Source organism: Streptomyces sp. NPDC048483 (assembly GCF_040651455.1).
In the GTDB taxonomy this organism is placed as follows: Bacteria; Actinomycetota; Actinomycetes; order Streptomycetales; family Streptomycetaceae; genus Streptomyces.
In genome coordinates this window covers 19,281-43,952 of record NZ_JBEZJZ010000067.1, presented here as the reverse complement: position 1 = coordinate 43,952, position 24,672 = coordinate 19,281, and the positions used below count along the sequence as shown (strand labels likewise).

Here is a 24,672-nt window from a genome sequence, read left to right as displayed (position 1 = left end):
GGACCGTCCACCGGGCGCGACGCTTGCCTCACACGATCGGAGCCCTACGGCACCCCGGCTCCGGACCGGGGCCCGCGCTACGCGTCCGAGCGGCGGATGTCGACATCGTCCGCCCGGACAAAGCCGACCCGGTGGCCGAGCTGGATCTCGTAATAGACGTCGTCACCGCGCACCACCGCGTGCTTGCTGACGTCGAACGTCGGCGCAAAGAAGTAGTCGCCGCGCATCCGGTCGCCGATGGCGTACTCCTGCCCCGCAGTGATCTTGTACGGCAGCGGTGAGACCTCCTGGTACGGCACCCCGGCCGGGTAGGCCTCCTTCTCCGGGTACGCGCGGCCGTAGACCGGGATCTCCGTCCGGCCGGCCTTCGGCGTGGCGACCAGCCCCCTGGAGTTCACCGCTGTCCGGGCGTCGTCCGGATTGCGGAACCATGCCTTCTGCCCGAGGTACCAGATGGCCGTCCAGTCGCCGGCCCGGTCCGCCACCGCGAACCGCTGGCCGGTGGAGGCGCGGGCACCGGTGTCATTGACATCGATGGTCGAGTCGCTGCCGTCCGGATGCAGCCCGATGTCCCTGACCAGCGGAGCGCGCTCGTCCGGCGCCGTGTACAGCCGGACCGCCGTCGAACCGTGCGGCGCACAGGGCCGGCCGGGCTTCTCGCAGCCGGTGTACTCGGGCCGGTTCCGGCCGTAGCCGGGACGGATGGTCACCAGCCCGCCCCGCGGACCCGCAGTGGGCGTGAACGGCGCGCCCAGCAGGGTGAAGTAGTGGCTCCAGTCCCAGTACGGACCGGGGTCGGTGTGCATGCCCTTGATCGTTGCGGTGGTCGTGCCGGGCACATTGTCGTGGCCGAGGATGTGCTGCCGGTCGAGCGGCACGTCGTACTTACGGGCCAGATACCGCACCAGCCGGGCCGATGTCCGGTACATGGCCTCCGTGTACCAGGCGTCCGGCGAGGCGAGGAAGCCCTCGTGCTCGATGCCGACGGAGTGCGCGTTGACGTACCAGTTGCCCGAGTGCCAGCCGACGTCCTTCGTCGGCACATGCTGCGCGATCAGCCCGTCCGAGGAACGGATCGTGTAGTGCCAGGACACATACTTCGGGTCCTTGATCAACCGGAGGGTGGTCTCCCACGACCCCTCGGTGTCATGGATGACGATCGTGCTCACGCGCTGGTCCCGGGGGCGGTCCGCCAGATCGTGGTTGCCGTAGTCGTCGTCACCGAACTCCTCGTACGGCGCCGGCACCGATTCGCAGGCCACGGTCCACGGGCACTCCAGCCCGGCCGGGTCACCGCGCGAGGCCCCCCGCTCCGCCGCGGCGGCCACCTGCCCGCCGGCCCGTTTCGCCTGCCCGGAATCGACGTGCAGGCCGGGCGTGGCGGCCAGCGTGACCCGCTGCCCCGCATCGGTCGTCCGGGTCTGGCCCTGCCGCATCACCGCGTACACCTCATTGGCGAACGCCGTGCCGGCCTCTGCGCTGTCCTCGCCCGCGTACCGTGCCACCGCCGCGTACCACCGGGCCGGGTCGGCGCTGCCGGCCGCCCCCAGCTTGCGCTGCTGCTCGGCGAGCAGCGCGGCGCCGCCCAGCACATTCGCCACCGGGTCCGTCCGCAGCTTCTCGGGCGACAGCCCCGTCAGCTCGGCGGCCCTGCGCAAGGTCCGCAGCCGGGCGGGCAGTTCGGCGGGCAGCGTCGCCCGCTCCGCCTGGTACGCGGGCGCGGTCCTGCGGGAGCGCGAGCCGTCCCCGCGGGCGTCCTCGTCGGGCTCGCTGAACTCCGGGACGCGCGCCAGGGCCGTACGGGCATCCGTCAGATGCATCGGGCCGTAGCCCCCGGAGACGCTCGGCGCGCCGCCGTGATCGTCCCAGCGGGACTCCAGGTACGCGACGCCGAGCAGCACACTGCGCGGTACCTGATAGCGGTCGGCGGCTTCGGTGAAGGCACGCTGCAGGTCACCCGGGCCGGGCTTGCCGGCACCCGCGGACGGGGTGGCCGCGAACAGCGGCAGCAACAGCACCGCGGCGGCGATGGCGGTGGCGGACCTGCGCAGGGCGGGGCGGGGCGTTCTCTTCTCGTCTTCCGGGGCGGATCCTCGCAAAACAGCCTCCTCAAGCCGGCCCGAGCCGACGCGATGTGACGGTTGATGCGCAAACGGCCGTACGGAGCGGGGGACCCGAGACTAGAGCCACTGTCGGCCCAGAGCCAGAGGTTTGCCCACGCTCCGTCAATCGCCACGCCCCATCGGGATTTCGCATGTCAGCGCATCTCCCGAGGATCCTTCCCGGACCGGGCACCGGGCCTGCCGGGCGTCAGTGGAATGGACCAATGAGCAACGCCCCCACATACGGGTGAGCGGCGCGCCCGTATGTGGCGCGCCGCTCACATCCCGCCTCGGTCAGCGCGTGCCGACCGCCGCCCGCACCGCACGCCGCGCCATCTGGCAGTCGTCGTGCAGCCGGCGCAGGAGCAGCCGCTGCTCCTCGCCCGCCGCGGGGGCACCGGGGTGTCCAGGTCCCGGTGCCCCCGTAGGCGCGGGCTCGCGCATGGTCCGCTGTACCGCCGTTTCGTAGCGCCGGATCTCCCGGGTGAGGATCAGCATCAGATTCACCAGGAAGGAGTCCCGCGAGGCCGGACCCGCGGACTGGGCGAGCTGGCTGATCTGACGGCGCGCCACCGGGGCGTCACCGAGCACCGCCCACAGGGTCGCCAGGTCGTAGCCCGGCAGATACCAGCCGGCGTTGTCCCAGTCCAGCAGGACCGGGCCCGCGGGTGAGAGCAGCACATTGTTCAGCAGCGCATCGCCGTGGCAGAACTGACCCTGGGTGTGCGCCAGGCCGTGCAGCAGCTTCTGCAGATCGCCCAGGTCACGGTCGGTGAGCAGCCCCAGGTCGTGGTACCGGCCGATCCGGCCCGCGTAGTCCAGCGGGGCGTCGAACAGCCCGGCCGGCGGCCGCCAGAGGTTGATCCGGCAGATCGCGCCGAGCGCGGCCCGTACGTCCGAGCGGGGAGGGGCTTCGGACGGATGCCGCGCCGCGGCCGCGACCCGGCCCGGCATGCGCTCCACGACCAGTGTGCAGTTGTCGGGATCGGCCGCCACCAGACGCGGCACCCGTACCGGCGGGCGATGCCGGACGAATGCGCGGTAAGCAGCTATTTCCTGCCGGAACCGCTCGGACCACGCGGGGGAGTGGTCCAGTAAACACTTGGCGACCGCGCTCGTCCGGCCCGTCGTCCCCACCAGAAGGACGGACTTGCCGCTGCGGCGCAGCACCTGGACCGGGTTGAACTCCGGACAGATGCGATGCACCGAGGCGACAGCGGCGCGTAGCTGAGCGCCCTGGGGGCCGGACAAATCGAGTCTCCCGCTGAGCGGTTGGGTGCCCGTCCCCTGTGGCCGCCGGATACGCCCGCCGGGGAGGCCGGCGACACCTCCCGCGGACGGGGAGGGGTCGAGATACGGCCCGCTGCCGGAGGGGTGCGGGCGGTACGGCCGGGCGGTGGCGGTCACGGCGGACGATGCTGCATACATGGGTGAGACAGATCCCTTCGTGCGCCGACGAGTTGCGTGCGCTCCCGGCCCGGTGGTGGGAACCCGGTGAACGGGCCCGTATGAGGAGGCCGATCCAGGGTCCCTGTTAAGGGCGCGCACCCTGGGGAATGCGGTCCCGCCACCGGGCCGGGGGCTGCACACCTACCGAACACGGGGCTATGGGTGGCAGACCATCTGGCGCACCCTGGCGAACCCTGGCGAATGGTCGCAGCCCACGTCACCGGCCGTTACTGTCAACTCAGTCGAGGAACCTGGGGGCTTGACGTGGACAGGCAGCCGAACACCCGTCTCGCGGACCTTTTCGGCCTGGCCGGCTGGTCCAAGGGAGAGCTGGCAAGACTGGTCAACCGGCAGGCGGCGGCCATGGGTCATCCGCAGCTGGCGACCGACACCTCGCGAGTGCGGCGCTGGATCGACATGGGGGAGACCCCCCGCGATCCGGTGCCCAAGGTCCTGGCTTCCTTGTTCACCGAGCGCCTCGGCCGTGTCGTAACCATCGAGGACCTCGGGTTCGCCAGAACCGGTCGCTCGGGGAAGCGGCAGGCCATGGACGGTCTGCCGTGGGCTCCCGAACGGACCGCTGCGGTCCTCACGGAATTCACGGGAATGGACCTCATGCTCAACCGACGCGGCTTGGTGGGTGCGGGCGCGGCACTCGCCGCGGGATCCGCACTCACCGGCGCCATGCACGACTGGCTCCACACCGACCCGGCACTGACCGCCGACACCCCCCGCCACGACGATCCCTTCGCCTCCGACTCCCTCGACTCCCTCGACCAGATCGGCCTCGACCGTTATGAGGCGGCCCCCGTGGGGTCCCAGGAGATCGACGCGCTCGAGCGCTCGGTCGAAGTGTTCCGCGCCTGGGACGCGAACCGCGGCGGTGGCCTGCAGCGCAAGGCGGTGGTGGGCCAGCTCAATGAGGTCGGCGGCATGCTCGCCTACCGCCACCCCGATCATCTGCAGCGCAGGCTGTGGGGCGTGGCGGCCAACCTCGCGGTGCTGGCCGGCTGGATGTCCCACGACGTGGGCCTGGAGCCCACCGCGCAGAAGTACTTCGTCATCGCCGCCCATGCCGCGCGCGAGGGCGGTGACCGTCCACGGGCCGGCGAGGCGCTCTCCCGCGCCGCCCGCCAGATGGTCCACCTGGGCCGCCCGGACGACGCCCTGGATCTGATGAAGCTGGCCAAGTCCGGTTCCGGCGAGCAGACCCTGCCGCGGACCCGCGCCATGCTGCACACCATCGAGGCCTGGGCACAGGCGTCCAAGGGCAATGGCCAGGCGATGCGGCGCACGCTGGGCGAGGCGGAGGAGCTGTTCGTCTCGGACAAGGGCGATGTGCCGCCGCCCAGTTGGATGCAGATGTTCGACGAGGCGGATCTGCACGGTATGCAGGCGCTGGCCTTCCGTACGCTCGCCGATCACGACCCCTCGGTCGCCAAGATCGCCCAGAGCCACGCCAAGCAGGCGCTGCGGCTGCGGAACAAGGGCTACCAGCGGTCCCAGATCTTCGACTACATCTCGATGGCCTCGGCCTGCTTCATCGGCGACGATCCCGAACAGGCCGACCGTTACGCCAGGCTGGCGCTGGTATCGATCGGCGAGAACTCCTCCCACCGCACCTGGGACCGGCTGCGGGAGATGTTCCGGCTCACCAACCAGTACGCCAACTACGCCAGGATCCAGGACCTGCGGGAGGAGATCCAGCATGTCCTGCCAAAGGCGAAGACCAGGCCCAAAGGGAGCGGATCGGGGCTTGGGCCAGGGCTGGGATCAGCGAGCCTGGGGCCTAACTTCGCCGTGTGAGAGAGGAACTGACAAGGCGTCATGTGAAAGGAGCATGGCGTCACGGGAAAGCCCCGATAAGGCCCTGATGCCCGCTTCGCCGTCCGACAGTTCGTGTTCGTCCGCAGAGTCGTCCGCGCCGCGGTGCGTCAGTCGCCGATCCTGGCGATCAGCACACAGGCGTCGTCCTCACGCTCGCTGCTGCCGAACTCCTCGACGACGATACGGACACTGTCCTGCGCGCTACGGGCCGCGGCGAACCGCGGCGCCAGTGCGAGCAGTCGCTCGGCTCCCTCATGGGCGTCGGCGGCGGGGGCACGGCGGGGTACCAGGCCGTCGGTGTGCAGGACGAGCAGATCGCCCGGCTCCAGTTGTTCGGTGCGCTGGGCGTAGGTCGCGCCCGCGGTCGCGCCGAGCAGGACGCCCTCGGGTGGGTCCAGCGCGCGCCCCGTGCCGCCGCGGAACAGCAGCGGCGCGGGGTGCCCGGCCTGGGCCCACTCCAGCCGGCGGGTGTCGGGGTCGAAGCGGCAGCACACCGCGCTGCCCAGAGCGGGCTGGGCGGTGGTGTCCAGGAGCTGGTTGAGGAAGCCCATCAGTGGTCCGGGCTGCTGTCCGGCGACGGCCATGCCGCGCAGCGCGCCGAGCACCATCGCCATCCCGGAGGTGGCGGTGACGCCGTGCCCGGTGAGATCGCCGACGCTCAACAGGGTTTTGCCGTCCGGAAGTTGGAGGGCGTCGTACCAGTCGCCGCCGATCAGCGCGCTGGTGCCGGACGGGAGATAGCGCCCGGCGAAGTCCAGGGCGACCGGGCCGCCCTGAGGGAAGCGCAGCGAGTCGCGCCACTGCGGAAGCACGGATTCCTGGAGCTCGACGGCCAGACGGTGTTCGGTCTGTGCCATGTGCCGCTCGCGCTGCAGCGAGTCCACACTGTCGCGTACCGCGGCCTGGCTGCGCCGCAGCTCGCTGACATCGCGGAGGACGGCCCACATGCAGGCCGTACTGCCGTCGGCGTCGAGCACCGGCTCACCCACCATGTGGACCGTGCGCAGGCTCGCGTCCGCGCGCACGATACGGAATTCACCGTCGATCGGCTTCCCGTCCACGAGACAGTCCGTGACCATCGCGGCCAGCCCCTCCTGGTCCTCGGCGAGGACCAGGGACGGCAGCTCGTCGAGGGTCAGCGGGCCGTCGGACGGCCTGCGGCCGAACATCGCAAAGAGCTCGTCGGACCATGTCACCTCGTCGGTGAGCAGGTTCCACTCGGCGCTGCCCACCCGGCGCAGCAGCGAGCCGCGCTCGTGCGGTGCGGGCTCGGGCGGTGCCTCCGGCAGGTCGGCACCGGGCGCCTCGTCCTCTTCGTCCTCCGCCGGCAGGCCCTCTCTCAGCTGGTCGAGATGACCGCCGAGGTCGTCGAGGTGGTGGACGGCGAGGTCGCACAGCGCCCGCTGCCAGCGCAGCTGCGGGTCGGTGGCGAGGCCGGTGTCCACCACCGCGGACTCCCTGCGCACCGCGTCCAGGCCACCGCGCAGGCGGCGGGCCTGCGTGATGAGTGCCTCGACGGTGTCGCGCTCGGGAGACCGGTCGGCTGGGTGATCCGCGAAGAGAGGGGACGGCATGACGTACTCCGTGATCAGGCGGCGCCGGGGCCAGGTCTGACAGAAGGGGCCGGTTACGACTGTTGCACAGGCTGCGACGGTGCGTAAGGGATTTGGCATTACCCGATACGGTGGTGCACCTGGCATATGCCACGGGCCTTCTGTGGCAACCCCGGGTCGAATCGGCGGAATAACAGCTTCCAGGCTAGGCTTCCGCCGCCGTAGCGCTGTCGTGCCCACCGATCCATGGTGGGAACGACGCATACGGCCCGCGGTCACCGGCAAGAATGCCGGTCAGCGGAAATCCCGTTGCCAGCCTGCCCCCCGCCCCGGATGCTGACCTCATGTTCGATCCAGACATAGCGCCCAGCGGCACCCTGCTCGGCCTCCTTCAGCGAGGCCGCGGCGACGGGACCCTGCATGCCCTCGCGGCGCCGCGAGCCGAGGCGCTCGCGGCGCTCAACGACAGCGTGCTGCGTGACCCCAGGCGCAACTGGCAGGTCGAGAACCGCTCGCTCTACTACGCGCGCCTCTACATGCAGCTCGACGGCGGACTCGAAGAGATCGAACGGCACCTCTTCCACCCCGACGACCTCATCGACACCGGTGAGGAGCGCACCGGCCTCGCCCTCGCCGTCCTCGGCCACCTCGCCGCGTACGGCCGGGACGCCGCCCGCCTGCTGCTGCGCAGCTACGCCGCGGTCGGCAGCAACTGGCGCTGGGCCCTCGACGAGCTTGCGCTGCGTGACGACGACGCGGGGCTGATGACCCTGGCCCCCGCCGTGCTTGCCCGTTTCCCCGAGACCGAGGAGGGCGAGGCCGGACTGGCCACCGCCGTACGCGATGCCTACGAGCCCCGGCCGTGGCGGCTGTGGGCCGAGGATCCCCGCTACGGCGCGCGTCTGACCGCCGCCGGGGAGCAGGGGTCCTTCGACCGCTGGCAGCGGCAGCTGCGGCCGCGCGGGCCGCGCCCCGGCTGGAGCGTGACGGAGGTCCTGCAGTGGGCCCAGCAGGGCGGGGACCTGGAGTCCGAGGAGCACCGGCACCTTGCCGCCGCCCGCTGCCTGGGCGCCGTCGCCGGCCCCGAGGACCGGCCGGAGCTGCTGCGCGCCGCCCGTACGGGACCGGACGCCGCGCGCGCCGCCGTCCTCCACCATCTCGCCGAACGGGGCGACCCGGATGTCCTCGACCTGATCGAGGAGGCGGTCGCCTGCCCCCTCTCCTCCCAGTTGGCGGTCTCGGCCGCGCTGGCCGCCTTCGAGCGGATGCGCGGTGTGGCGGCCGTCGAACGGGCCCGGGTCTGGGCCCGGCGTACCGACCGCCTCGGTGCGTCCGCCGCCGCGATGCTCGCCCGCCGCGGTGCGCAGCGTGATGCCGACCCGGTCCTGGCCGCGCTGCGCCGCACGGTGCGCGAAGAGGGCCCGGACGCGGACGGTCTGTGGGAGCTGGTAGACGGCGTCGGCCGCCTCGGCGTCGCCTGCGCCGCCCCCGTACTGCGCCACATCTACCGCGAGACCTCCTCGTCCCACCTGCGTGGCCGGGCGGCCGGTGCGCTCGCCGCCACCGACCCCGGGTTCGCGGCCGGTTTTGCCGTCGAGTGCCTGTGGGACTGCGAGGAGACCACCCGCGAACTCGCCGCCCGGCATGCCGCCACCGGCGACGACCGCGTCGTCGAACAGCTCCGCCGCCTTGCCGCCGACCCGGCCGAGGAGGCCGAGGTCCAGACGGCCGTCCGGAGCCGGTTCGGGCCGGAGGCACAGGGGGTGTAGCGCCCTGTGGCGTGGTGGACCCGGGCAGGAGCCGTTGTGGGTTGCGATGGGCGCGCCACTTACTCCCCGGCGAAGGACATCCCCTGCGCCGCCAGTGCATCCCGCAGGATGCCCAGGGCCTTGGGGCCCATTCCGTGCAGTTGCCGCAGTTCGGCCTCGCTCGCGCCGGCCAGCTGTGACAGTCGCAGATAGCCCGCCCGCTCCAGGGCCCGGCGGGCCGGGGCGCCGATCCTCGGCGGCAGGCCGTCGGAGGGCTCGCCGGTCTCCGCGTCGTAGGACGTCACACGTCTCCTCGTCCGTCCGCTCCGTACGGCGCCGTGGCGCCCGGTCCGTTCCCAGCCTGACATCGGGCCGGCCGTACCGCCCGGTGGCGACGGGCGCAGCGGAACGCTCATGGGACGTTCCCCGGCTGGAAAGATCCCCTTGGCCCAGTCCACGCACGGCGCGCCGACAACAGCCGTATGCGTGTCGTCATCGTCACCGAATCCTTCCCGCCCGATGTCAACGGCGTCTCACACTGCGCCCTGGAAACCGCCCGCCACCTCGTCCGGCGCGGCCACGATCCGCTGGTCGTCGCGCCGCTCGCCGGCCATGAGCCGGCGGTCGCGACGTATGAGAGCCCCTGCCCGGTCGTCCGGGTGCCCTCCGTGCCGCTGCCCGGCTATCCGCAGGTACGCATCGCCCTGCCAGGCCGACGACTGTCTGCCGCGCTCGCCGCGCACCAGCCGGACGTCGTGCATCTCGCCAGCCCGTTCGTCCTCGGTGCCCGAGGGATGGCAGCCGCGGCCCGGCGGCGGGTGCCCGCAATCGCCGTCTACCAGACCGACCTGGGCCGCTACGCCCGGACCTACCTGGGGGGCGGCGGGGCGACGGCCTGGCGGCGCATCCGGGCGGTGCATGCGGCCGCCGACCGGACCCTGGCGCCGTCCAGCGCGGCGCTGCTGGATCTGACCGAGCACGGCGTGCCGCGGGTCCATATGTGGCCCCGCGGGGTCGACTCCGCGCGCTTCCACCCGGCGCGGCGCGATGCGGTGCTGCGCAGCTCGCTGGCCGCCGGACGGGAGCTGCTGGTGGGGTACGTGGGGCGGCTGGCCCCGGAGAAGGACGTCCGGCTGCTGGCCGAGACCTCCCGGCTGCCGGGCGTACGCACCGTCGTCATCGGCGACGGCCCCAGCGCCCCCGCGCTGCGCGCCGCCCTCCCCGAGGCGCGCTTCCTGGGCCGCCGCACCGGCGATGAACTCGCCCGGCTCTACGCCTCGTTGGACATCTTCGTGCACACCGGGCCGTACGAGACCTTCTGCCAGACCGTGCAGGAGGCGATGGCCTCCGGGGTGCCCGTCGTTGCACCGCGCGCGGGCGGTCCGCTCGACCTGGTGGACCACGGCCGTACCGGGCTGCTGGTGACGCCCGGCGACGGCGGGGCGGTGCGGGACGCGGTGCGCCTGCTCGGACGCAGTCGCGAGCTGCGCATCCGGTACGGCGCGGCGGCCCGCGCGGCCGTCGAGGGCCGCACCTGGGAGGCCGTGGGCGACCAGCTCCTCGGCCATTACGAGGATGTGCTCGCCGGCCGGACGGCGGTGGCGGCATGAGGGCGCACCGGGACGGCGGCTCGGGACTGCGGATCGTACGGATAGCCAACTTCGTCACCCCGGCGTCCGGCGGGCTGCGTACCGCGCTGCGTGAGCTCGGCGCCGGGTACGCGGCCGCCGGGCACGATCCGGTGCTCATCGTGCCGGGCGTCGGACAGGGGACGTCCGACGAGTTCACCGAACAGGGGCGGGTGATCACCCTGCCGGGGCCCGCGCTGCCCGGCACCGGGGGCTACCGCGTACTGGCCGACCGGCATCGGCTGCAGTGCGTGCTGCGGAGGCTGGACCCCGACCGGCTGGAGGTCTCCGACCGTACGACGCTGCGCTGGACGGGGGAGTGGGCGCGCCGGGCACGCGTGCCCGCGGTGATGGTGTCGCACGAGAGCGTCGACGGGGTGATGCGGACCTGGGGCGTGCCGGACCCGCTCGCCCGCGCCGCCGCGGACCGGCTCAACTCCCGTACGGCGCACGCATACAGCCGGGTGGTGTGCACCACCGAATGGGCGGCGGCGGAGTTCACGCGTGTCGGGGCGCGCAATGTGGTGCGGGCGCCGCTCGGTGTGGATCTTGGGGCCTGGCACCCGGACTGCCGCAGCGCGGAGCTACGGCGGCACTGTGCGGGGCGGGCCGCTGTCCTGATGGTGATGTGCTCCCGGCTGTCGCCGGAGAAGCGGCCGCAACGGGCGCTGGACGCGCTGGCCGAGCTGCGCCGGCGCGGCGTCGACGCGGCGCTGGTGGTGGCCGGGGACGGGCCGCTGCGGGCGCGGCTGGAGGCCCGCGTACGGGCGGAGCGGCTGCCCGCGGCGTTCCTCGGGCACATCGCCGACCGCGCCCGGCTCGCCGCGCTCCAGGCCAGCGCCGATCTGACGCTGGCACCGGGCCCGGCCGAGACCTTCGGCCTGGCCGCCCTGGAGGCGCTCGCTTGCGGCACACCGGTCGTCGCCAGCGCCGCCTCCGCACTGGCCGGGCTGGTCGGCAGCGGCGGTGATACGGCACTCGACGACGGCCCCTCCTTCGCCGACGCCGCCCAGCGGGTCCTGGCCCGCCCCGAGCCCGCCCGCCGCACCGCGGCCCGGCAGCGCGCCGAGGGATACGGCTGGCAGCCCGCCGTCGAGGCCTTCCTGGCCGCGCACGACGCGTACGACACGTATGACACGCACGACGCGCCCGCGCCGTCCGGCCGGACCGTGGCCGCGTCCGAGCCGCCCGTGCACCCCCGGGGCGGGTGGTGACGGTGAAGCGTTCCGGCTTTGTCGCACTCGGCGACTCGCTCACCGAAGGCCTGGGGGACCCCGTACCCGGAGGCGGCTGGCGCGGCTGGGCCGTCCTGCTCGCCGAGGCGCTGGGGGCACGGCCGGGGAGCGTACCGCTGGTGAACCTGGCGCGCAGCGGGGCGCTGGCGGCCGATGTGGCCGAGCGTCAGCTGCCCGCGGCGCGGAAGCTCGCACCCCGCTACGCGTCGCTGGTCGTCGGTGCGAACGACACCCTGCGGGCGGCCTTCGCCATAGAGCGGGTCGCCGCCGCGCTCGACCTGACACATCGCACGCTCAGCGCCGACGGGACGGTGGTCCTGACGGCGTGCCTGCCCGACCCCGGCCGGATGCTCGGGCTGCCCGGACCGCTGGCCCGCCCGCTCGCCCGGCGGATGCGCGCCGTGAACACCGTCGTCCACGCCGTGTCCGACCGCTACGACGGCATCCATCTGCACCTCGCCGACCACAGCTGGGTCATCGACCGCACCAGCTGGAGCGTGGACCGCCTGCACCCCAGTGAACGCGGCCACCGCCTCCTGGCCCGCGGCTTCCACACCGCACTGGCCGCCGCCGGCGACCCCGTAGGACCGCCCCCCGCACTCACCCTGGACGGGCCGCCCCCGACCCGTACCGGATCCGCCTGGTGGATGGCCACCCGCGGCACACGCTGGGTCGTCGACCGGTGCACCGACCTGCTGCCGGGCCTGCTGGCGCTGGCGGTGCGGGAGTGCCGGCACGGTCTGGCGGGTTCGGGGCGGCTGCTCGATACGACGGCGGAGCGCGCCACCTGCGCTGCGGTTGCTGCGCTGTGGGATCCGGAGGGCGCTGCGGCGCCGGCCGGGGGATCGGCGCTCGCTCTGTAGTGGTCGGTCCGGCGGAGGGCGATCCACGGCACGCGCCACGCGCGCCCCACTCGCCGCCCTGGCGGAGCCGAAAGGCGCTGCGACAATGGCCTGATGACCGGACAGCGCTGGGAGTTCTGGATCGATCGCGGTGGGACGTTCACGGACGTCATCGGGAGACGGCCGGACGGGCGGCTGGTGACGGGGAAGCTGCTCTCGCATCATCCCGAGCGCTATCAGGACGCCGCGGTGGCCGGGATCCGGATGATGCTGGGGCTGGCGGCGGCGGAGCCGGTGCCGGCCGAGCTGGTGTCCGTGGTGAAGATGGGGACGACCGTCGCCACCAATGCGCTGCTGGAGCGGACGGGTGAGCCGACGGTGCTGCTCACCACGGAGGGGTTCCGGGATGCGCTGCGGATCGCGTATCAGAACCGGCCGCGGATCTTCGACCGGCGGATCGTGCTGCCCGAGGCGCTCTATGAGCGGGTGATCGAGGTGCCGGAGCGGGTCGGGGCGCACGGGGAGACCGTACGGCCGCTGGATGTCGACGGGGTCCGGGAGGCGCTGATCCGGGCCCGCGCGGACGGGCTGCGCAGCGCGGCGGTCGTCCTGCTGCACGGCTACCGGCACGCGGAGCACGAGAAGGCCGTTGCCGAGCTGGCCCGGCGGGCGGGGTTTGCGCAGGTGAGCTGTTCGCACGAGGTCAGCCCGTTGATGAAGTTGGTGCCGCGCGGGGACACGACGGTGGTGGATGCGTATCTGTCGCCGATCCTGGGACGCTACGTCGACGAGATCGCCGCCCAACTTCCGGGCATCCGGCTGATGTTCATGCAGTCCAACGGCGGGCTGCGGGAGGCCGAGCACTTCCGGGGCAAGGACGCGGTGCTGTCCGGGCCCGCGGGCGGCGTCGTCGGCATGGTCCGCGCCGCCGCCGAGGCCGGGCCCGGTCACGGCCGGGTGATCGGCTTCGACATGGGCGGGACCTCCACCGATGTGTCGCACTACGCGGGGGAGTTCGAGCGGGTCTTCGGCAATGAGGTCGCGGGCGTCCGGATGCGGGCACCGATGATGAACATCCACACCGTCGCGGCCGGCGGCGGCTCCGTACTGCACTTCGACGGGCGCCGCTACCGCGTCGGCCCCGACTCGGCCGGCGCCGTCCCCGGACCGGCCTGCTACCGGCGCGGTGGCCCGCTGACCGTCACGGACGCCAATGTGATGCTCGGCCGGATCCAGCCGGACCACTTCCCGGCGGTGTTCGGGCCCGACGGCGACCGGCCGCTGGACGCCGGGACCGTCCGCACCCGGTTCGCGGAACTGGCCGAGCGGGCCGCGGCCGCCACCGGGGACGACCGCGGCCCCGAGGACGTCGCCGCCGGATTCCTGGACATCGCGGTGCTCAACATGGCCAACGCGGTCAAGAAGATCTCCGTCCAGCGAGGGCACGACATCACCCGCTACGCCCTCACCAGCTTCGGCGGTGCCGGCGGCCAGCACGCCTGCGCCGTCGCCGACGCCCTGGGCATCGGCACCGTGCTCGTGCCGCCGCTGGCAGGCGTGCTCTCCGCGTACGGCATCGGGGTCGCCGACGCCACCGCGATGCGGGAACAGGCTGTCGAGGCGGAGCTCGGGCAGGCCGGGGCCGTCGACCGGGTCCGGGAGGTGTGCGACACGCTCGCCGGGCAGACGCGGCGTGAGCTCCTCGACGACGGAGTGCCGGGCGCCTCCCTCACGACCCGCGCCAAGGTGCTGATCCGCTACGCCGGGACCGACTCCACCATCGGCGTCCCGCTGGCCGGCGCCGACACCATGGCCGATGACTTCATCCGGGCGCACCGGGCGCGCTACGCCTTCACCATGGACAAGCCCCTGGTGGCCGAGGCGGTGTCGGTCGAGGCCGTCGGGGAGGCCGGGGGCGCGCAGGGATACGAGGTCCGGTCCGGTGACAGGGAGGGGGAGTTGAGGCCGGCCGCGACGGTCCGGATGTACGCGGGCGGGCGCTGGCAGGACACCCGGCTCCACCGGCGCACCGACCTGCCCCCCGGCGACACCCTCACCGGCCCGGCGATCATCGCCGACGAGGATGCGACCACGGTCCTCGACCCCGGCTGGCAGGCGGCCATGGGCGAGCGCGGCCACCTGCTGCTGACCCGCGTACGGGAGCGACGCGGCCGGACCGCCGTGGGCACGGAGGCCGACCCGGTGCTGCTGGAGGTCTTCAACAGCCTCTTCATGGCCATCGCCGAGCAGATGGGCGTCCGCCTGGAGAACACCGCACACTCCGTCAACATCAAGGAGCGCCTCGACTTCTCCTGCGCGCTCTTCGACGCGGACGGCAATCTGATCGCCAACGCCCCGCACATTCCCGTCCATCTGGGCTCGATGGGGGAGTCCATCAAGGAGGTGCTGCGGCGGCGCGGCGGCGACATGCGGCCGGGTGATGTCTACGCGATCAATGATCCCTACCACGGCGGCACCCACCTTCCGGACGTCACTGTCGTTACCCCCGTCTTTGCAACGGACAGTGACGAGCTGTTGTTCCTGGTCGCCTCGCGCGGCCACCACGCCGAGATCGGCGGCATCACCCCGGGCTCGATGCCCGCCTTCAGCACCACCATCCAGGAGGAGGGCATCCTCTTCGACAACTGGCTGCTGGTGCGCGACGGCGCACTGCGCGAGCGCGAGACCCGCGAACTGCTCGCCTGTGGCCCGTACCCCTCCCGCGCCCCGGACGTCAATATCGCCGATCTGCGCGCCCAGATCGCCGCCAACGAGAAGGGCATCGAGGAACTGCACCGGATGACCGACCAGTTCGGCCTGGAGGTCGTACGCGCCTATATGAGGCACGTCCAGGACAACGCCGAGGAATCGGTGCGGCGGATCATCGCCGGTCTGTCGAACGGCTCCTGCCGCTACGAGACCGACAGCGGGGCGGAGATCCATGTTGCCCTGACCGTCGACCGCGCGTCCCGCAGCGCCGTACTGGACTTCGCCGGCACCTCACCCCAGCAGCCCGGCAACGCCAATGCGCCCAGTTCCGTGGTGATGGCCGCGGTCCTGTACGTCTTCCGCACCCTGGTCGCCGAGGACATCCCGCTCAACAGCGGCTGCCTCAAGCCCGTCGAGGTCCGTATCCCGGAGGGCTCGATGCTCGCCCCCGCCTTCCCGGCGGCCACCGTGGCGGGCAATGTGGAGACCTCCCAGGCGGTCACCGGCGCCCTCTACGCCGCGCTCGGCATCCAGGCCGAGGGCTCGGGCACCATGAACAACCTCACCTTCGGCAACGACCGGGTGCAGTACTACGAGACCGTGGCCAGCGGCTCCGGAGCGGGCGACGGCTTCGACGGCGCGGACGCCGTACAGACCCATATGACCAACTCCCGGCTGACCGACCCCGAGGTACTGGAGTGGCGCTACCCGGTCCGCGTCGACAGCTTCGCCATCCGGCGGGGCAGTGGAGGCAGCGGGCGGTGGCACGGGGGCTGCGGCGTCGAACGCCGACTGCGTTTCCTGGAGCCGATGACGGTGGCCGTGCTGAGCAATCACCGCAGGATCTCGCCCTACGGAATGGCGGGCGGCGCACCGGGCGCGCTGGGCATCAACTCCCTTGAACGCGCGGATGGTTCGCGCGAGGTGCTGAAGGGCTGTGATGCGGCGGATGTGGGGGTGGACGACGTGCTGGTGATGCGTACACCGGGGGGCGGGGGATACGGCCCGGCGGACGGCTAGCTGCTGTGGGGCGTGGTGCCGCTCCTCGTGGTGGGACCCGGTGTCGGGACGCTCCCGCTAGCGGATGCGGGTGAACCGCACCGGCGTCCCCGGTACGGCCTGGGCAGCGGGTGCCAGGCAGCGCTCGGGGACCACGCCGATGACCGGGTAGCCGCCGGTGGTCGGATGGTCGTGGAGGAAGAGCACCGGCAGGCCGTTGGGCGGGACCTGGAGAGCGCCCAGCGGCATGCCCTCGCTGGGGAGTTCGCCGGAGCGGGCGCGTTCCAGGGGCGGGCCCTCGGTGCGCAGGCCGATGCGGTTGCTTGCCGCGGAGACGCGGAAGCGGCCGGTGGTGAGGGTGCGCAGGCCGGTGTCGGTGAACCAGGAGTCGCGCGGGCCGGGGAGGAAGGGGAGGACGAGTTCCGCTGCCGGGCCGGGGTGCGGGACGGCGTCCACGGTGGCGGGCGGGGCGTACGGGCGGCCCAGGGGGAGGACCGTGCCGTCGGTGAGCGGGCCGGGTCCCAGTCCCGAGAGGAGGTCCGTGGCGCGGCTGCCCAGGACCGGTTCGGCGTCGATGCCGCCGGCGAAGGCGAGATACGAGCGCAGGCCGTGGGTGGCGGGTCCGGCATCCAGGACGGCGCCCGCCGGGATGTGTACCGGGGCGCCCCAAGGGGCGGGGCGGCCGTCGACCGTCACCGGGCAGGGGGCGCCGGTGACCGCGAGGGTGGTCGCCGTGCGGACCCGTACGGCGCAGCCCGTCAGGGTCGTCTCCAGGGTGGCGGCCGGCTCGGGGTTGCCCACGAGGCGGTTGGCGAGGCGGTGTGCGGGCTCGTCGAGGGCACCGGACCGGGGCACGCCCAGGTGCGCATGGCCGGGCCGGCCGAGGTCCTGGACGGTGGTGAGCGCTCCGGCCCGTACGACCGAGAGGGCGCGGTCGGTCATCGGGCGGGCTCCTGGGCGTGCGGGCCTGCGGGGTGGTCCTCGGGGACGAAAAGGACGCGGGTGCCGGGGGCGAGCAGGGCCGCCGGTTCGCGGGCGGGGTCCCACAGGACGGTGTCGGTGGTGCCGATCAGCTGCCAGCCACCGGGGGAGGAGCGGGGGTAGACGCCGGTGTACGGGCCCGCGAGCGCGACCGAGCCGACCGGAACCTTGGTGCGGGGGGTCGACCGACGGGGGACGTGCAGTGCGCGGGGCAGTCCGGTGAGATAGCCGAAGCCGGGGGCGAAGCCGCAGAAGGCGACGTGGAAGGTGGTGCCGGAGTGCCGGCGGACGACCTCGTCGGGGGTGACGTCCCACAGGGCGGCCACCTCCGCAAGGTCGGGGCCGTCGTAGCGGACGGGGATCGTGACGGTGGGGCGGTCGCCGGCGGTAGGACGTGGGATGTCCCATGTGGGGAGTTCCGCCAGGAGGCCGCGGGGGTCGGCGAGGCCGTCGAGGAAGACCGTACGAGCGGCCGGCACGATCTCGCGGACCGGCGGCAGGGTGCCGTCGGCGGCGCGGCGCAGCAGCTCGGCGTGCAGCGCCTCGACCTCCTCGGCGCTGTCCAGCTCGATGAGCAGCCCGTGCTCGCCGACGGGCAGCGGCCTCATCCCGCGCTCCGGACCGTGCCCGGGACGGAGTCCGGGACGGAGTGAGGGGCATGGCGTGGGGCAGGGGCCGTCGCAAAACTGCGGAGGTGTACGCCGGCCGCGGTCAGTTCGGCGCGCACGCGCCGGCCGAGTCCGGCGGCGCCGGGGGTGTCCCCGTGCAGGCAGAGCGAGCGGGCCGTGATCGGGATCCGGCGGCCGTCGATCGCGGTGACGGTGTGGTCGCGGGCCATGCCGAGGGCGCGCTTGACGACCTCGTCCGGGTCGTGGATCACCGCGCCCGGCTCGCGGCGCGGGACCAGGGTGCCCTCTGCGGTGTACGCGCGGTCGGCGAATGCCTCGCCGACGACCGGGAGCCCGGCGGCCGCGGCGGCTTGGTGCAGCCGGGAGCCGGGGAGGCCGAGGACGGGCAGGGCGCCGCCCGCGGCGCGGATGCCGGCGATGACGGCGGCGGCCTGTTCCTCGTCGTGGACACAGCGGTTGTAGAGCGCGCCGTGCGGTTTGACGTAGCCGACGCGGGCACCGGCGCCGCGCGCGAAGACCTCCAACGCGCCGATCTGGTAGGTGATTTCGTCGGCCAGCTCGTCCGGCGGTACCTCCATCGCCCGGCGGCCGAAGCCGGCCAGATCGCGGTAGGAGACCTGGGCGCCGATGACCACCCCGCGCTCGGCGGCCAGCTCGCACACCCGGCGCATGGTGGACGGGTCGCCGGCATGGAAGCCGCAGGCGACGTTCGCGCTGGTGACGACGGACAGCAGGGCGTCGTCGTCGGTGAGCTGCCAGCGGCCGAAGCCTTCCCCGAGGTCGGCGTTGAGGTCGATGAGGGGAGGGGGCGCCGACTCGCTCATGTCTGTCCGTTCCGGGGTGCGCGCACGTGCAGGGGCGCCGGCCAACGTACTGGATCGTTGAACGATCCGACAAGAGGTGTGTTGTCACGTTCTCCCATCTGGGATTGACTTCCGCCAAGGCGGCACGGCACGACAGGGCACGACACGACAGCGGACGGACGGCGGGGAGCACCAATGGCCGGCGGAGTGGCGAAGAACGATCAGCGGCGGCTGGCCGAGGTCTCGGGTCTGGAGTCGGACCGGGCCCTGCTCGGGCGCTCCAGCACCGCCGAGCGGGTCGCCGACATCCTGCGGGACCGGATCACCGAGGGCTATTTCCCGCCCGGCGCCCGGCTGTCGGAGGAGAGCATCGGCGGCGCGCTGGGCGTCTCGCGCAACACGCTGCGGGAGGCGTTCCGGCTGCTCACGCACGAGCGGCTGCTGGAGCACCGGCTCAACCGCGGGGTGTTCGTGCGGGTCGTGACGGTCGAGGACCTGGACGACATCTTCCGGGTGCGCATGATCGTCGAGAGCGCGGCGGTGCGCGGGCTGGGGCAGGGTCCGTACGAGACCGGGGTGCGCGAGGCGATCGAGGCCATCGACGCGGCGGTGCGGGCCGGTGAGCAGGCCGCCACGGAGCGCGCCTGGGAGGACCTGTCGACCGCCAACCTCCGCTTTCATCAGGCGATCGTCGCCCTGGCGGGCAGCCCGCGCACCGATGAGCTGATGCGCGGGGTGCTGGCCGAACTCCGGCTGGTCTTCCACGTCATGGACGATCCGCAGCGCTTCTACGCCCCGTATCTGGTCCGCAACCGGCAGATCGCGGACACGCTGCTGGCGGGCGATGCCGCCGGGGCCGAGCGGCTGCTGCTGGCCTATCTGGAGGACTCGCGCGGCCAGTTGTCGGGGGCGTACGCCCAGCGCATCGCGGAGGGGTGAGGCACGCCCGGAGTTCGCCCCCGCCGACCCCTTGTCGGATCGTTGAACAATCGCCTAACCTCCTCGGCATTCCCCTCACGGTCCGTGGGGTCCCTGTACGCGGAAGGCGGGCCCATGATTGTGCTCCTCGGCGTGCTCGTGGTGGTGGTCGGCTTCGCCACGAAACGCAACCCCCTCCTGGTCGTGGGGGTGGCCGGTATCCTCACGGGCTTCCTCGGCGGGCTGTCGCCCGGCAAGGTCCTGGCCGCCTTCGGCGACGGCTTCGCCAACAGCCGGGCGGTGACGATCTTCGCCATCACCCTCCCGGTCATCGGCCTCCTGGAGCGTTACGGCCTCCAGGAACAGGCCCGTAACCTCATCGCCCGGTTCGCCAGGCTGACCACCGGGCGCTTCCTCGCCCTCTACCTGGGCCTGCGGCAGATCGGCGCGGCGGTCGGCCTGACCAATGTCTTCGGCCCCGCCCAGACCGTCCGTCCGCTCGCCGTACCGATGGCCGAGGGCGCCGCCGAGCGGAAACACGGCCAACTCCCGGACCGGGCACGGGAGAAGCTCAGGTCGTTCGCCGCCAGCGCGGACAACGTCGGCCTGTTCTTCGGCGAGGACATCTTCCTGGCCGTCGGCTCGATCCTGCTGATCACCGGATTCGTCAACACCACCTACGGCACCCACCTCGAGCCGCTGCACCTCGCGCTGTGGGCGATCCCGACCGCCGTGTGCGCCTTTGTCGTCCACGGCTGGCGGCTGCTGCGCCTGGACCGACAGCTGGAGCGCGAACTGCGCACCGCCAACGCCGAATCCGCCGTGGTGGAGGCCGCCCAGTGATCAAGGCAGAGTGGTTCTACTGGCTGGTCGGCCTCAGCTTCCTGGTGATGGCCGCCCAGATGTTCACCGACCGCACCAACCCCAAGCGGTTCGGCACCGGCGCCTTCTGGGGCCTGATCGGCGCCGGATTCATCTACAGCAGCTGGGTCGCCGCCAAGCAGGCGCCGGCCGCGCCGCTGGGCGTCGCGGTGCTGGTCATGGCCGCTCTGGCGGGTTTCGGCTGCACCGGGCGCGGCATCCCGCGCACCACCACCCCCGAACAGCGCGTCGCCAGCGCCGCCAGGCTCGGCAACAAGCTCTTCGTCCCCGCACTCACCATCCCGGTCGTCGCGCTGGCCTGCGCCATCGGCGTCAAGCACCTTTCCTTCGGGGGCGAACCGGTCCTCCAGGAGGGCAGCGAGACCATCCTGGGCCTGGGCCTCGGCGCCGTCGTCGCCCTGGTCGTCGGCATGATCATGCTGCGCGAGAAGCGGATAGCGGTGCCCGTACGGTCGGGCCGCTCCCTGCTGGAGGCGATGGGCTGGGCGATGCTGCTGCCGCAGATGCTGGCCACGCTGGGCGCCATCTTCCAGGTCTCCGGCGTCGGCACCCAGGTGGGCAAGCTCGCGGCCGGCGTGCTGCCCAAGGACTCCCTCTACGTCGCGGTCATCGTCTACTGCGTGGGGATGTTCCTGTTCACCACCATCATGGGCAACGCCTTCGCCGCCTTCCCGGTGATGACCGCCGCCGTCGGCTGGCCCGTCCTGGTCGGCCACTTCGACGGCAACCCCGCCGCCGTCCTGGCCATCGGCATGCTGGCCGGATTCTGCGGCACCCTCGTGACCCCCATGGCCGCCAACTACAACCTCGTCCCGGCGGCCCTGCTGGAACTGAAGGACCAGTACGGGCCCATCAAGGCCCAGCTGCCCACCGCGGGCGTGCTGCTCGGCTGCAACATCGTCCTCATGTCCCTGTTCGCCTTCTGAGCCCGTCGGGGCACCGCATGACGAGGAGCTCCGTATGACCCGGGTGCTGCTGACCGGATTCGAGCCCTTCGACGGGGAAGCGACCAACCCCTCCTGGCAGGCGGTACGCGCCGCCGCCGACGGGGCGCCGGCCGGCCTCGAGATGACCGCCGTGGAACTGCCCTGCGTCTACGGAGCCGCGCTGACCGCGCTGCGCACCGCGATCGCGGACACCCGCCCCGAGATCGTGGTGTGCGTCGGCCAGGCGGGCGGCCGCCCCGACATCACCGTCGAACGCGTCGCCATCAACATCGACGACGCCCGGATCCCGGATGCCGCGGGCGCCGAACCGGTCGACGAGGCGATCGTCCCCGGCGGACCCGCGGCGTACTTCTCCACCCTGCCGATCAAGGCGTGCGTGGCGGCGGTCCGCGCCGCGGGGCTGCCCGCCTCGGTGTCCAACACCGCGGGCACCTTCGTCTGCAACCACGTCTTCTACGGGCTCGCCCATCTCCTCGCCACCGAACTGCCCGGCGTACGGGGCGGCTTTGTGCACGTCCCGTACGCACCGGAGCAGGTCGTCGACCGGGCCCAGCCGTCACTGTCCGTCGCTTCGGTGGCACGGGCGCTGCGGGAGATCGCGGCGACGGCCGCCCGTGTCCGTACCGACCTCCGGGTGGCGGAGGGGGCCACGCACTGAGGGCGGGGCGGGGCGCGGAATGCGGCCACCGTAGACTGACCCGCCGGCCGGCCGGCGGGTCGGTCAAGGAGCCCGGTGGCGGTTCCACCAGCGGGTCCTTCGCGGTGCGAACCGCGCCGTTTCGTCCGTTGTCAGTGCGAGCGCCTACTCTGTGCGACGTGACTTTTCCCGCCTCGGGGGCCGCTGCGCCCCAGCTCAACGGGCCGAACCGGCCCGCGCCGGGCCCGGCCGCCGACGAAGGCCTGGCCCGTCGGCTGCGTGCCCTGGCGTGCACCGCGCCGCTGCACGACCTCGATGCGCGCAAGGCGAACCTCGCGGGCGAGTACGGCGTCTATGCGATGGCGGAGGTGGCGCTCGCCGTCATCGACCTCGTCACCCTCAACATGGACTTCGACACCGGCGCCGATCATGAAGAGATAGTGGCGAAGGTGCTCCCGCGGGTCGCCGCCCAGGCCCCCCGCCGCCCCCAGGGCGAGCACGAGCGGGTCGCCCGCTGGGTGCTGGAGAACCTGATCAACGTCGGCAGCGTGGACCGCGGCTTCCGGGCCGTCTACGGCACCTTCACCACCGACGGCGAGTACGTCCGGCGCGACTACGACTTCAAGCTGATCGAGGAGGTGCCGGGCCCCGGCGGCACGGTCTATCTCCGGGCCACCGACGAAGCGGTCAACGTCCTGGTCGGCGCGCTCGACACGGACGTCACCAGCGCCCAGATCGCCGCCGAGGTCAAGCTCGAGGTGCTGATCAACCGGGGCCGGCTGGCCGACGCCCAGCTCGCCGCCGAGCAGGCCCGCTACCGCACCGTGCAGTACGCCGAGACCCTGCGCAAAACCCTCGACGCCACCCGGCGCAACGTCCGCGCGGTCGACTGGCTGCAGACCGTCCCGGACATGATCGCCGAGGCACTGGACCACGTCGCGGACCGCTACCGCCACGAGAACGCCATCCTCACCAACATCCGCAAGACCCGCGACGAGGCCGAGGCGGTCGACCAGAAGACCGGCGAGCACAAGCGGCGCGCCGCCGAGCTCGTCGACATCGTCAAGGACTGCATCCGCCGGCACACCCAGCTCCAGTCCCGGCTGCTGGAGGCCGGCCCGCTCTTCCGCGCCGAACAGGACCGGCAGGCCTTCGCCGCCCCCACCGCCCGCTCCGGCCTCGACCTCTACGGCCAGCTGGTCGCCCCGCTGCTGCCGCTGCCCGCCGAGCGGGCCATCCGCGTCACCGATGCCTTCTTCGCCCACGGGACGGGCCTGCGCACCCCCTCGGCGGTCCGCGTCGGCGATCTCGTCGAGGTGCTGCTCACCCCGCCCCTGGAGCGCGAGCATCTCGGCGCCGAGATGCCCGAGCCCGATCTGGTGGCCACGCCCGACGACAGCCGCTTCAGCGAGGAGCAGCTGGACGCCGCGATGGAACTGCTCGACCTGCCCGCCGACGCGCCCCGCCGGCTCTCCGGGCTGCTGGCCGACGCCCGCCGCAAGGATCCCGAACTCCCGTACCTCGTTGCACTGTTGGCGGTGCACGCGGCCAGCCCGCCGGTCGGCACGGCCTACCGCCAGGGCGAGTCGCAGCTGCTCTTCGCCGTCGACGACGGCACGGAGCTGACCGACCCCGAGTTCGGCGGCGCCGACCTGATCGTCGGCACGGCGCTGCTGGACGCGGCCGGGATGGCCGCCGGCCGCTCGGAGGTGGCCTGATGCCCCCGAGGCCGATGCCCCCGAGGCCGATGCCCCCGCGGCCGACGTCCCCAAGGGCGACGTCCCCGCGCCGACAGATACCGCAGCCGCTCACCCGCCCGGCCGTCCGGAACCCGCACAAGGAGCTTGCACCGTGACCGAGTACGCCGCCGCCGACCCGGTGGTGCCCGAGCCCGTGGGCGAAGCCGCGTCCTGGGGCGCGCCCGCGGACGAGACGCCGGCCGTCACCGCCCCCGCGCCGCTGAGCCCGGCCGACGCCGCGGACGCCGCCCGCCTGGTCTCCTTCGGACTCCAGCCCAAGCTGCTGCCCGCCCGCGACGTCGAGTACGCCGAGCTGCTGCGCCGCTACCGCGACGAACCCGCCTTCGCCCGGCTCGCCGACGCCGTCGCCACCGGACTCGGCCTGATCGTCCTGGAGGTCTCCACCCGCGCCGGGATGGCCGTCACCGCCGCCGAGGACTCCCTCTTCGCCGTCCGGATGGGCGACTACGCCCGGCGCGCCTCCGCCGACTCCGCCGACCGCTTCCTGCACGGCCTGGCCCATCTCGCCGTCGCCGCGCTCGCCTTCCCCCGCCCCGAGGACCTCGCCGACGACGGCTACATCGGCCGGATCACCGTCAACGGCGTCGACGCCTTCGTACGGCAGGCCTGCCGCCGCCTGGAGGAGCGCGCCGAGCAGGACGGCGAGAACACCGACCCGGTCAGCGACGCCCCCGGCCTGGAGTCGGCCTGGCGGGTCTACGCCCGGCGCAGCGCGACCGGCGCCACCAAGGACGCCCGGCGGCTGGCCGGGTCGACCACCGGCATCATCGCCAAGGCCGTCACCTTCCTCGTCGACTCCGGGTTTCTCCAGCGCACCGGCGACGACGCCGGAGGCGCCTACCGCACCACCGCCCGCTACCAGCTCCAGGTCCGCGACATGGCCGGCAGCGCCGCCATGGCCGAGCTCCTGGAACTGGGGGTGGTCCCCGTCGCCGACGGCAGCGGCTCCCTGCTGCCCGGCGAGGACACCGACGACCTCGACCTGGTCTCCGACGCGGGACTGCCCTTCCACTCCGGCTGACC

At 73.0% G+C, this 24,672-nt stretch carries 19 protein-coding genes; 12 read left to right on the top strand and 7 right to left on the bottom strand.

The window, feature by feature from the left end; translation table 11 throughout:
• Window positions 1-77: 77 nt before the first annotated feature.
• Both AB0D04_RS28215 and AB0D04_RS28210 read right to left on the bottom strand, forming a co-directional pair.
• Window positions 78-2,099, bottom strand: a complete 2,022-nt coding sequence (locus AB0D04_RS28215; RefSeq protein WP_362708727.1) for an N-acetylmuramoyl-L-alanine amidase — start codon at window positions 2,097-2,099, stop codon at window positions 78-80.
• Window positions 2,100-2,396: 297 nt separating this feature from the next.
• The gene (locus tag AB0D04_RS28210) at window positions 2,397-3,530 is read right to left on the bottom strand and encodes an aminoglycoside phosphotransferase family protein (protein WP_362708725.1); all 1,134 of its coding nucleotides are present in this window, start codon (window positions 3,528-3,530) and stop codon (window positions 2,397-2,399) included.
• A gap of 285 nt (window positions 3,531-3,815) precedes the next feature.
• On the opposite strand from AB0D04_RS28210, the gene AB0D04_RS28205 reads away from it, so the two are divergent.
• The gene (locus AB0D04_RS28205; protein ID WP_362708722.1) at window positions 3,816-5,357 is read left to right on the top strand and encodes a hypothetical protein; all 1,542 of its coding nucleotides are present in this window, start codon (window positions 3,816-3,818) and stop codon (window positions 5,355-5,357) included.
• A gap of 128 nt (window positions 5,358-5,485) precedes the next feature.
• Here the strand turns inward: AB0D04_RS28205 and AB0D04_RS28200 are convergent, their stop codons facing one another.
• Window positions 5,486-6,952: a SpoIIE family protein phosphatase gene (locus tag AB0D04_RS28200; RefSeq protein WP_362708720.1), complete on the bottom strand. Its 1,467-nt coding sequence runs from the start codon at window positions 6,950-6,952 to the stop codon at window positions 5,486-5,488.
• A 323-nt stretch (window positions 6,953-7,275) separates the two neighbouring features.
• On the opposite strand from AB0D04_RS28200, the gene AB0D04_RS28195 reads away from it, so the two are divergent.
• Window positions 7,276-8,700: a HEAT repeat domain-containing protein gene (locus tag AB0D04_RS28195; RefSeq protein ID WP_362708718.1), complete on the top strand. Its 1,425-nt coding sequence runs from the start codon at window positions 7,276-7,278 to the stop codon at window positions 8,698-8,700.
• 59 nt (window positions 8,701-8,759) lie between these two features.
• On the opposite strand, the gene AB0D04_RS28190 is transcribed toward AB0D04_RS28195, so the two are convergent.
• Window positions 8,760-8,984, bottom strand: coding sequence for a DNA-binding protein (locus AB0D04_RS28190; RefSeq protein ID WP_362708715.1), 225 nt, complete (start codon window positions 8,982-8,984; stop codon window positions 8,760-8,762).
• A gap of 177 nt (window positions 8,985-9,161) precedes the next feature.
• Between AB0D04_RS28190 and AB0D04_RS28185 the strand changes: the two genes are divergently transcribed.
• The 4 genes from AB0D04_RS28185 (at window position 9,162) to AB0D04_RS28170 (ending at window position 16,113) form a co-directional block, all read left to right on the top strand.
• A complete protein-coding gene (locus tag AB0D04_RS28185) occupies window positions 9,162-10,289 on the top strand; it encodes a glycosyltransferase family 1 protein (protein ID WP_362708713.1) in 1,128 nt (375 codons plus the stop codon).
• Window positions 10,286-11,521, top strand: coding sequence for a glycosyltransferase (locus tag AB0D04_RS28180; RefSeq protein ID WP_362708711.1), 1,236 nt, complete (start codon window positions 10,286-10,288; stop codon window positions 11,519-11,521). Before AB0D04_RS28185 ends, AB0D04_RS28180 begins: the two co-directional genes overlap by 4 nt.
• A gap of 2 nt (window positions 11,522-11,523) precedes the next feature.
• Window positions 11,524-12,405: an SGNH/GDSL hydrolase family protein gene (locus tag AB0D04_RS28175; RefSeq protein WP_362708733.1), complete on the top strand. Its 882-nt coding sequence runs from the start codon at window positions 11,524-11,526 to the stop codon at window positions 12,403-12,405.
• Between the two features lie 93 nt (window positions 12,406-12,498).
• Entirely contained in the window at window positions 12,499-16,113 is a 3,615-nt protein-coding gene (locus tag AB0D04_RS28170; protein WP_362708708.1) for a hydantoinase B/oxoprolinase family protein, read from the top strand.
• A gap of 57 nt (window positions 16,114-16,170) precedes the next feature.
• Here the strand turns inward: AB0D04_RS28170 and AB0D04_RS28165 are convergent, their stop codons facing one another.
• Genes AB0D04_RS28165 through AB0D04_RS28155 form a run of 3 tightly spaced genes read right to left on the bottom strand, consistent with a single transcriptional unit; the run spans window position 16,171 to window position 18,526 of the window.
• Window positions 16,171-17,034 (bottom strand): biotin-dependent carboxyltransferase family protein, encoded by an 864-nt coding sequence (locus AB0D04_RS28165; RefSeq protein WP_362708705.1) that lies wholly within the window; start codon window positions 17,032-17,034, stop codon window positions 16,171-16,173.
• Window positions 17,031-17,681 (bottom strand): 5-oxoprolinase subunit PxpB, encoded by a 651-nt coding sequence (gene pxpB / locus AB0D04_RS28160; RefSeq protein WP_362708702.1) that lies wholly within the window; start codon window positions 17,679-17,681, stop codon window positions 17,031-17,033. Before pxpB ends, AB0D04_RS28165 begins: the two co-directional genes overlap by 4 nt.
• The gene (locus tag AB0D04_RS28155) at window positions 17,678-18,526 is read right to left on the bottom strand and encodes a 5-oxoprolinase subunit PxpA (protein ID WP_362708700.1); all 849 of its coding nucleotides are present in this window, start codon (window positions 18,524-18,526) and stop codon (window positions 17,678-17,680) included. The genes pxpB and AB0D04_RS28155 overlap by 4 nt, the downstream gene beginning before the upstream one ends.
• A gap of 174 nt (window positions 18,527-18,700) precedes the next feature.
• Between AB0D04_RS28155 and AB0D04_RS28150 the strand changes: the two genes are divergently transcribed.
• The 6 genes from AB0D04_RS28150 to AB0D04_RS28125 all read left to right on the top strand — a co-directional run bounded on the left by AB0D04_RS28150 (window position 18,701) and on the right by AB0D04_RS28125 (window position 24,670).
• Window positions 18,701-19,444: a GntR family transcriptional regulator gene (locus AB0D04_RS28150; protein ID WP_362708697.1), complete on the top strand. Its 744-nt coding sequence runs from the start codon at window positions 18,701-18,703 to the stop codon at window positions 19,442-19,444.
• Window positions 19,445-19,558: 114 nt separating this feature from the next.
• Window positions 19,559-20,266, top strand: a complete 708-nt coding sequence (locus tag AB0D04_RS28145; RefSeq protein ID WP_362708694.1) for a DUF969 domain-containing protein — start codon at window positions 19,559-19,561, stop codon at window positions 20,264-20,266.
• On the top strand, window positions 20,263-21,231 hold the full coding sequence (locus AB0D04_RS28140; protein ID WP_362708693.1) for a DUF979 domain-containing protein: 969 nt from the start codon (window positions 20,263-20,265) through the stop codon (window positions 21,229-21,231). Before AB0D04_RS28145 ends, AB0D04_RS28140 begins: the two co-directional genes overlap by 4 nt.
• A 34-nt stretch (window positions 21,232-21,265) precedes the next feature.
• Window positions 21,266-21,910, top strand: a complete 645-nt coding sequence (gene pcp, locus AB0D04_RS28135; protein WP_362708691.1) for a pyroglutamyl-peptidase I — start codon at window positions 21,266-21,268, stop codon at window positions 21,908-21,910.
• A 158-nt stretch (window positions 21,911-22,068) separates the two neighbouring features.
• A complete protein-coding gene (locus tag AB0D04_RS28130) occupies window positions 22,069-23,607 on the top strand; it encodes a hypothetical protein (RefSeq protein WP_362708690.1) in 1,539 nt (512 codons plus the stop codon).
• Between the two features lie 175 nt (window positions 23,608-23,782).
• Complete coding sequence (locus AB0D04_RS28125; protein ID WP_362708730.1) at window positions 23,783-24,670, top strand: hypothetical protein; 888 nt, start codon at window positions 23,783-23,785, stop codon at window positions 24,668-24,670.
• Window positions 24,671-24,672: the final 2 nt, after the last annotated feature.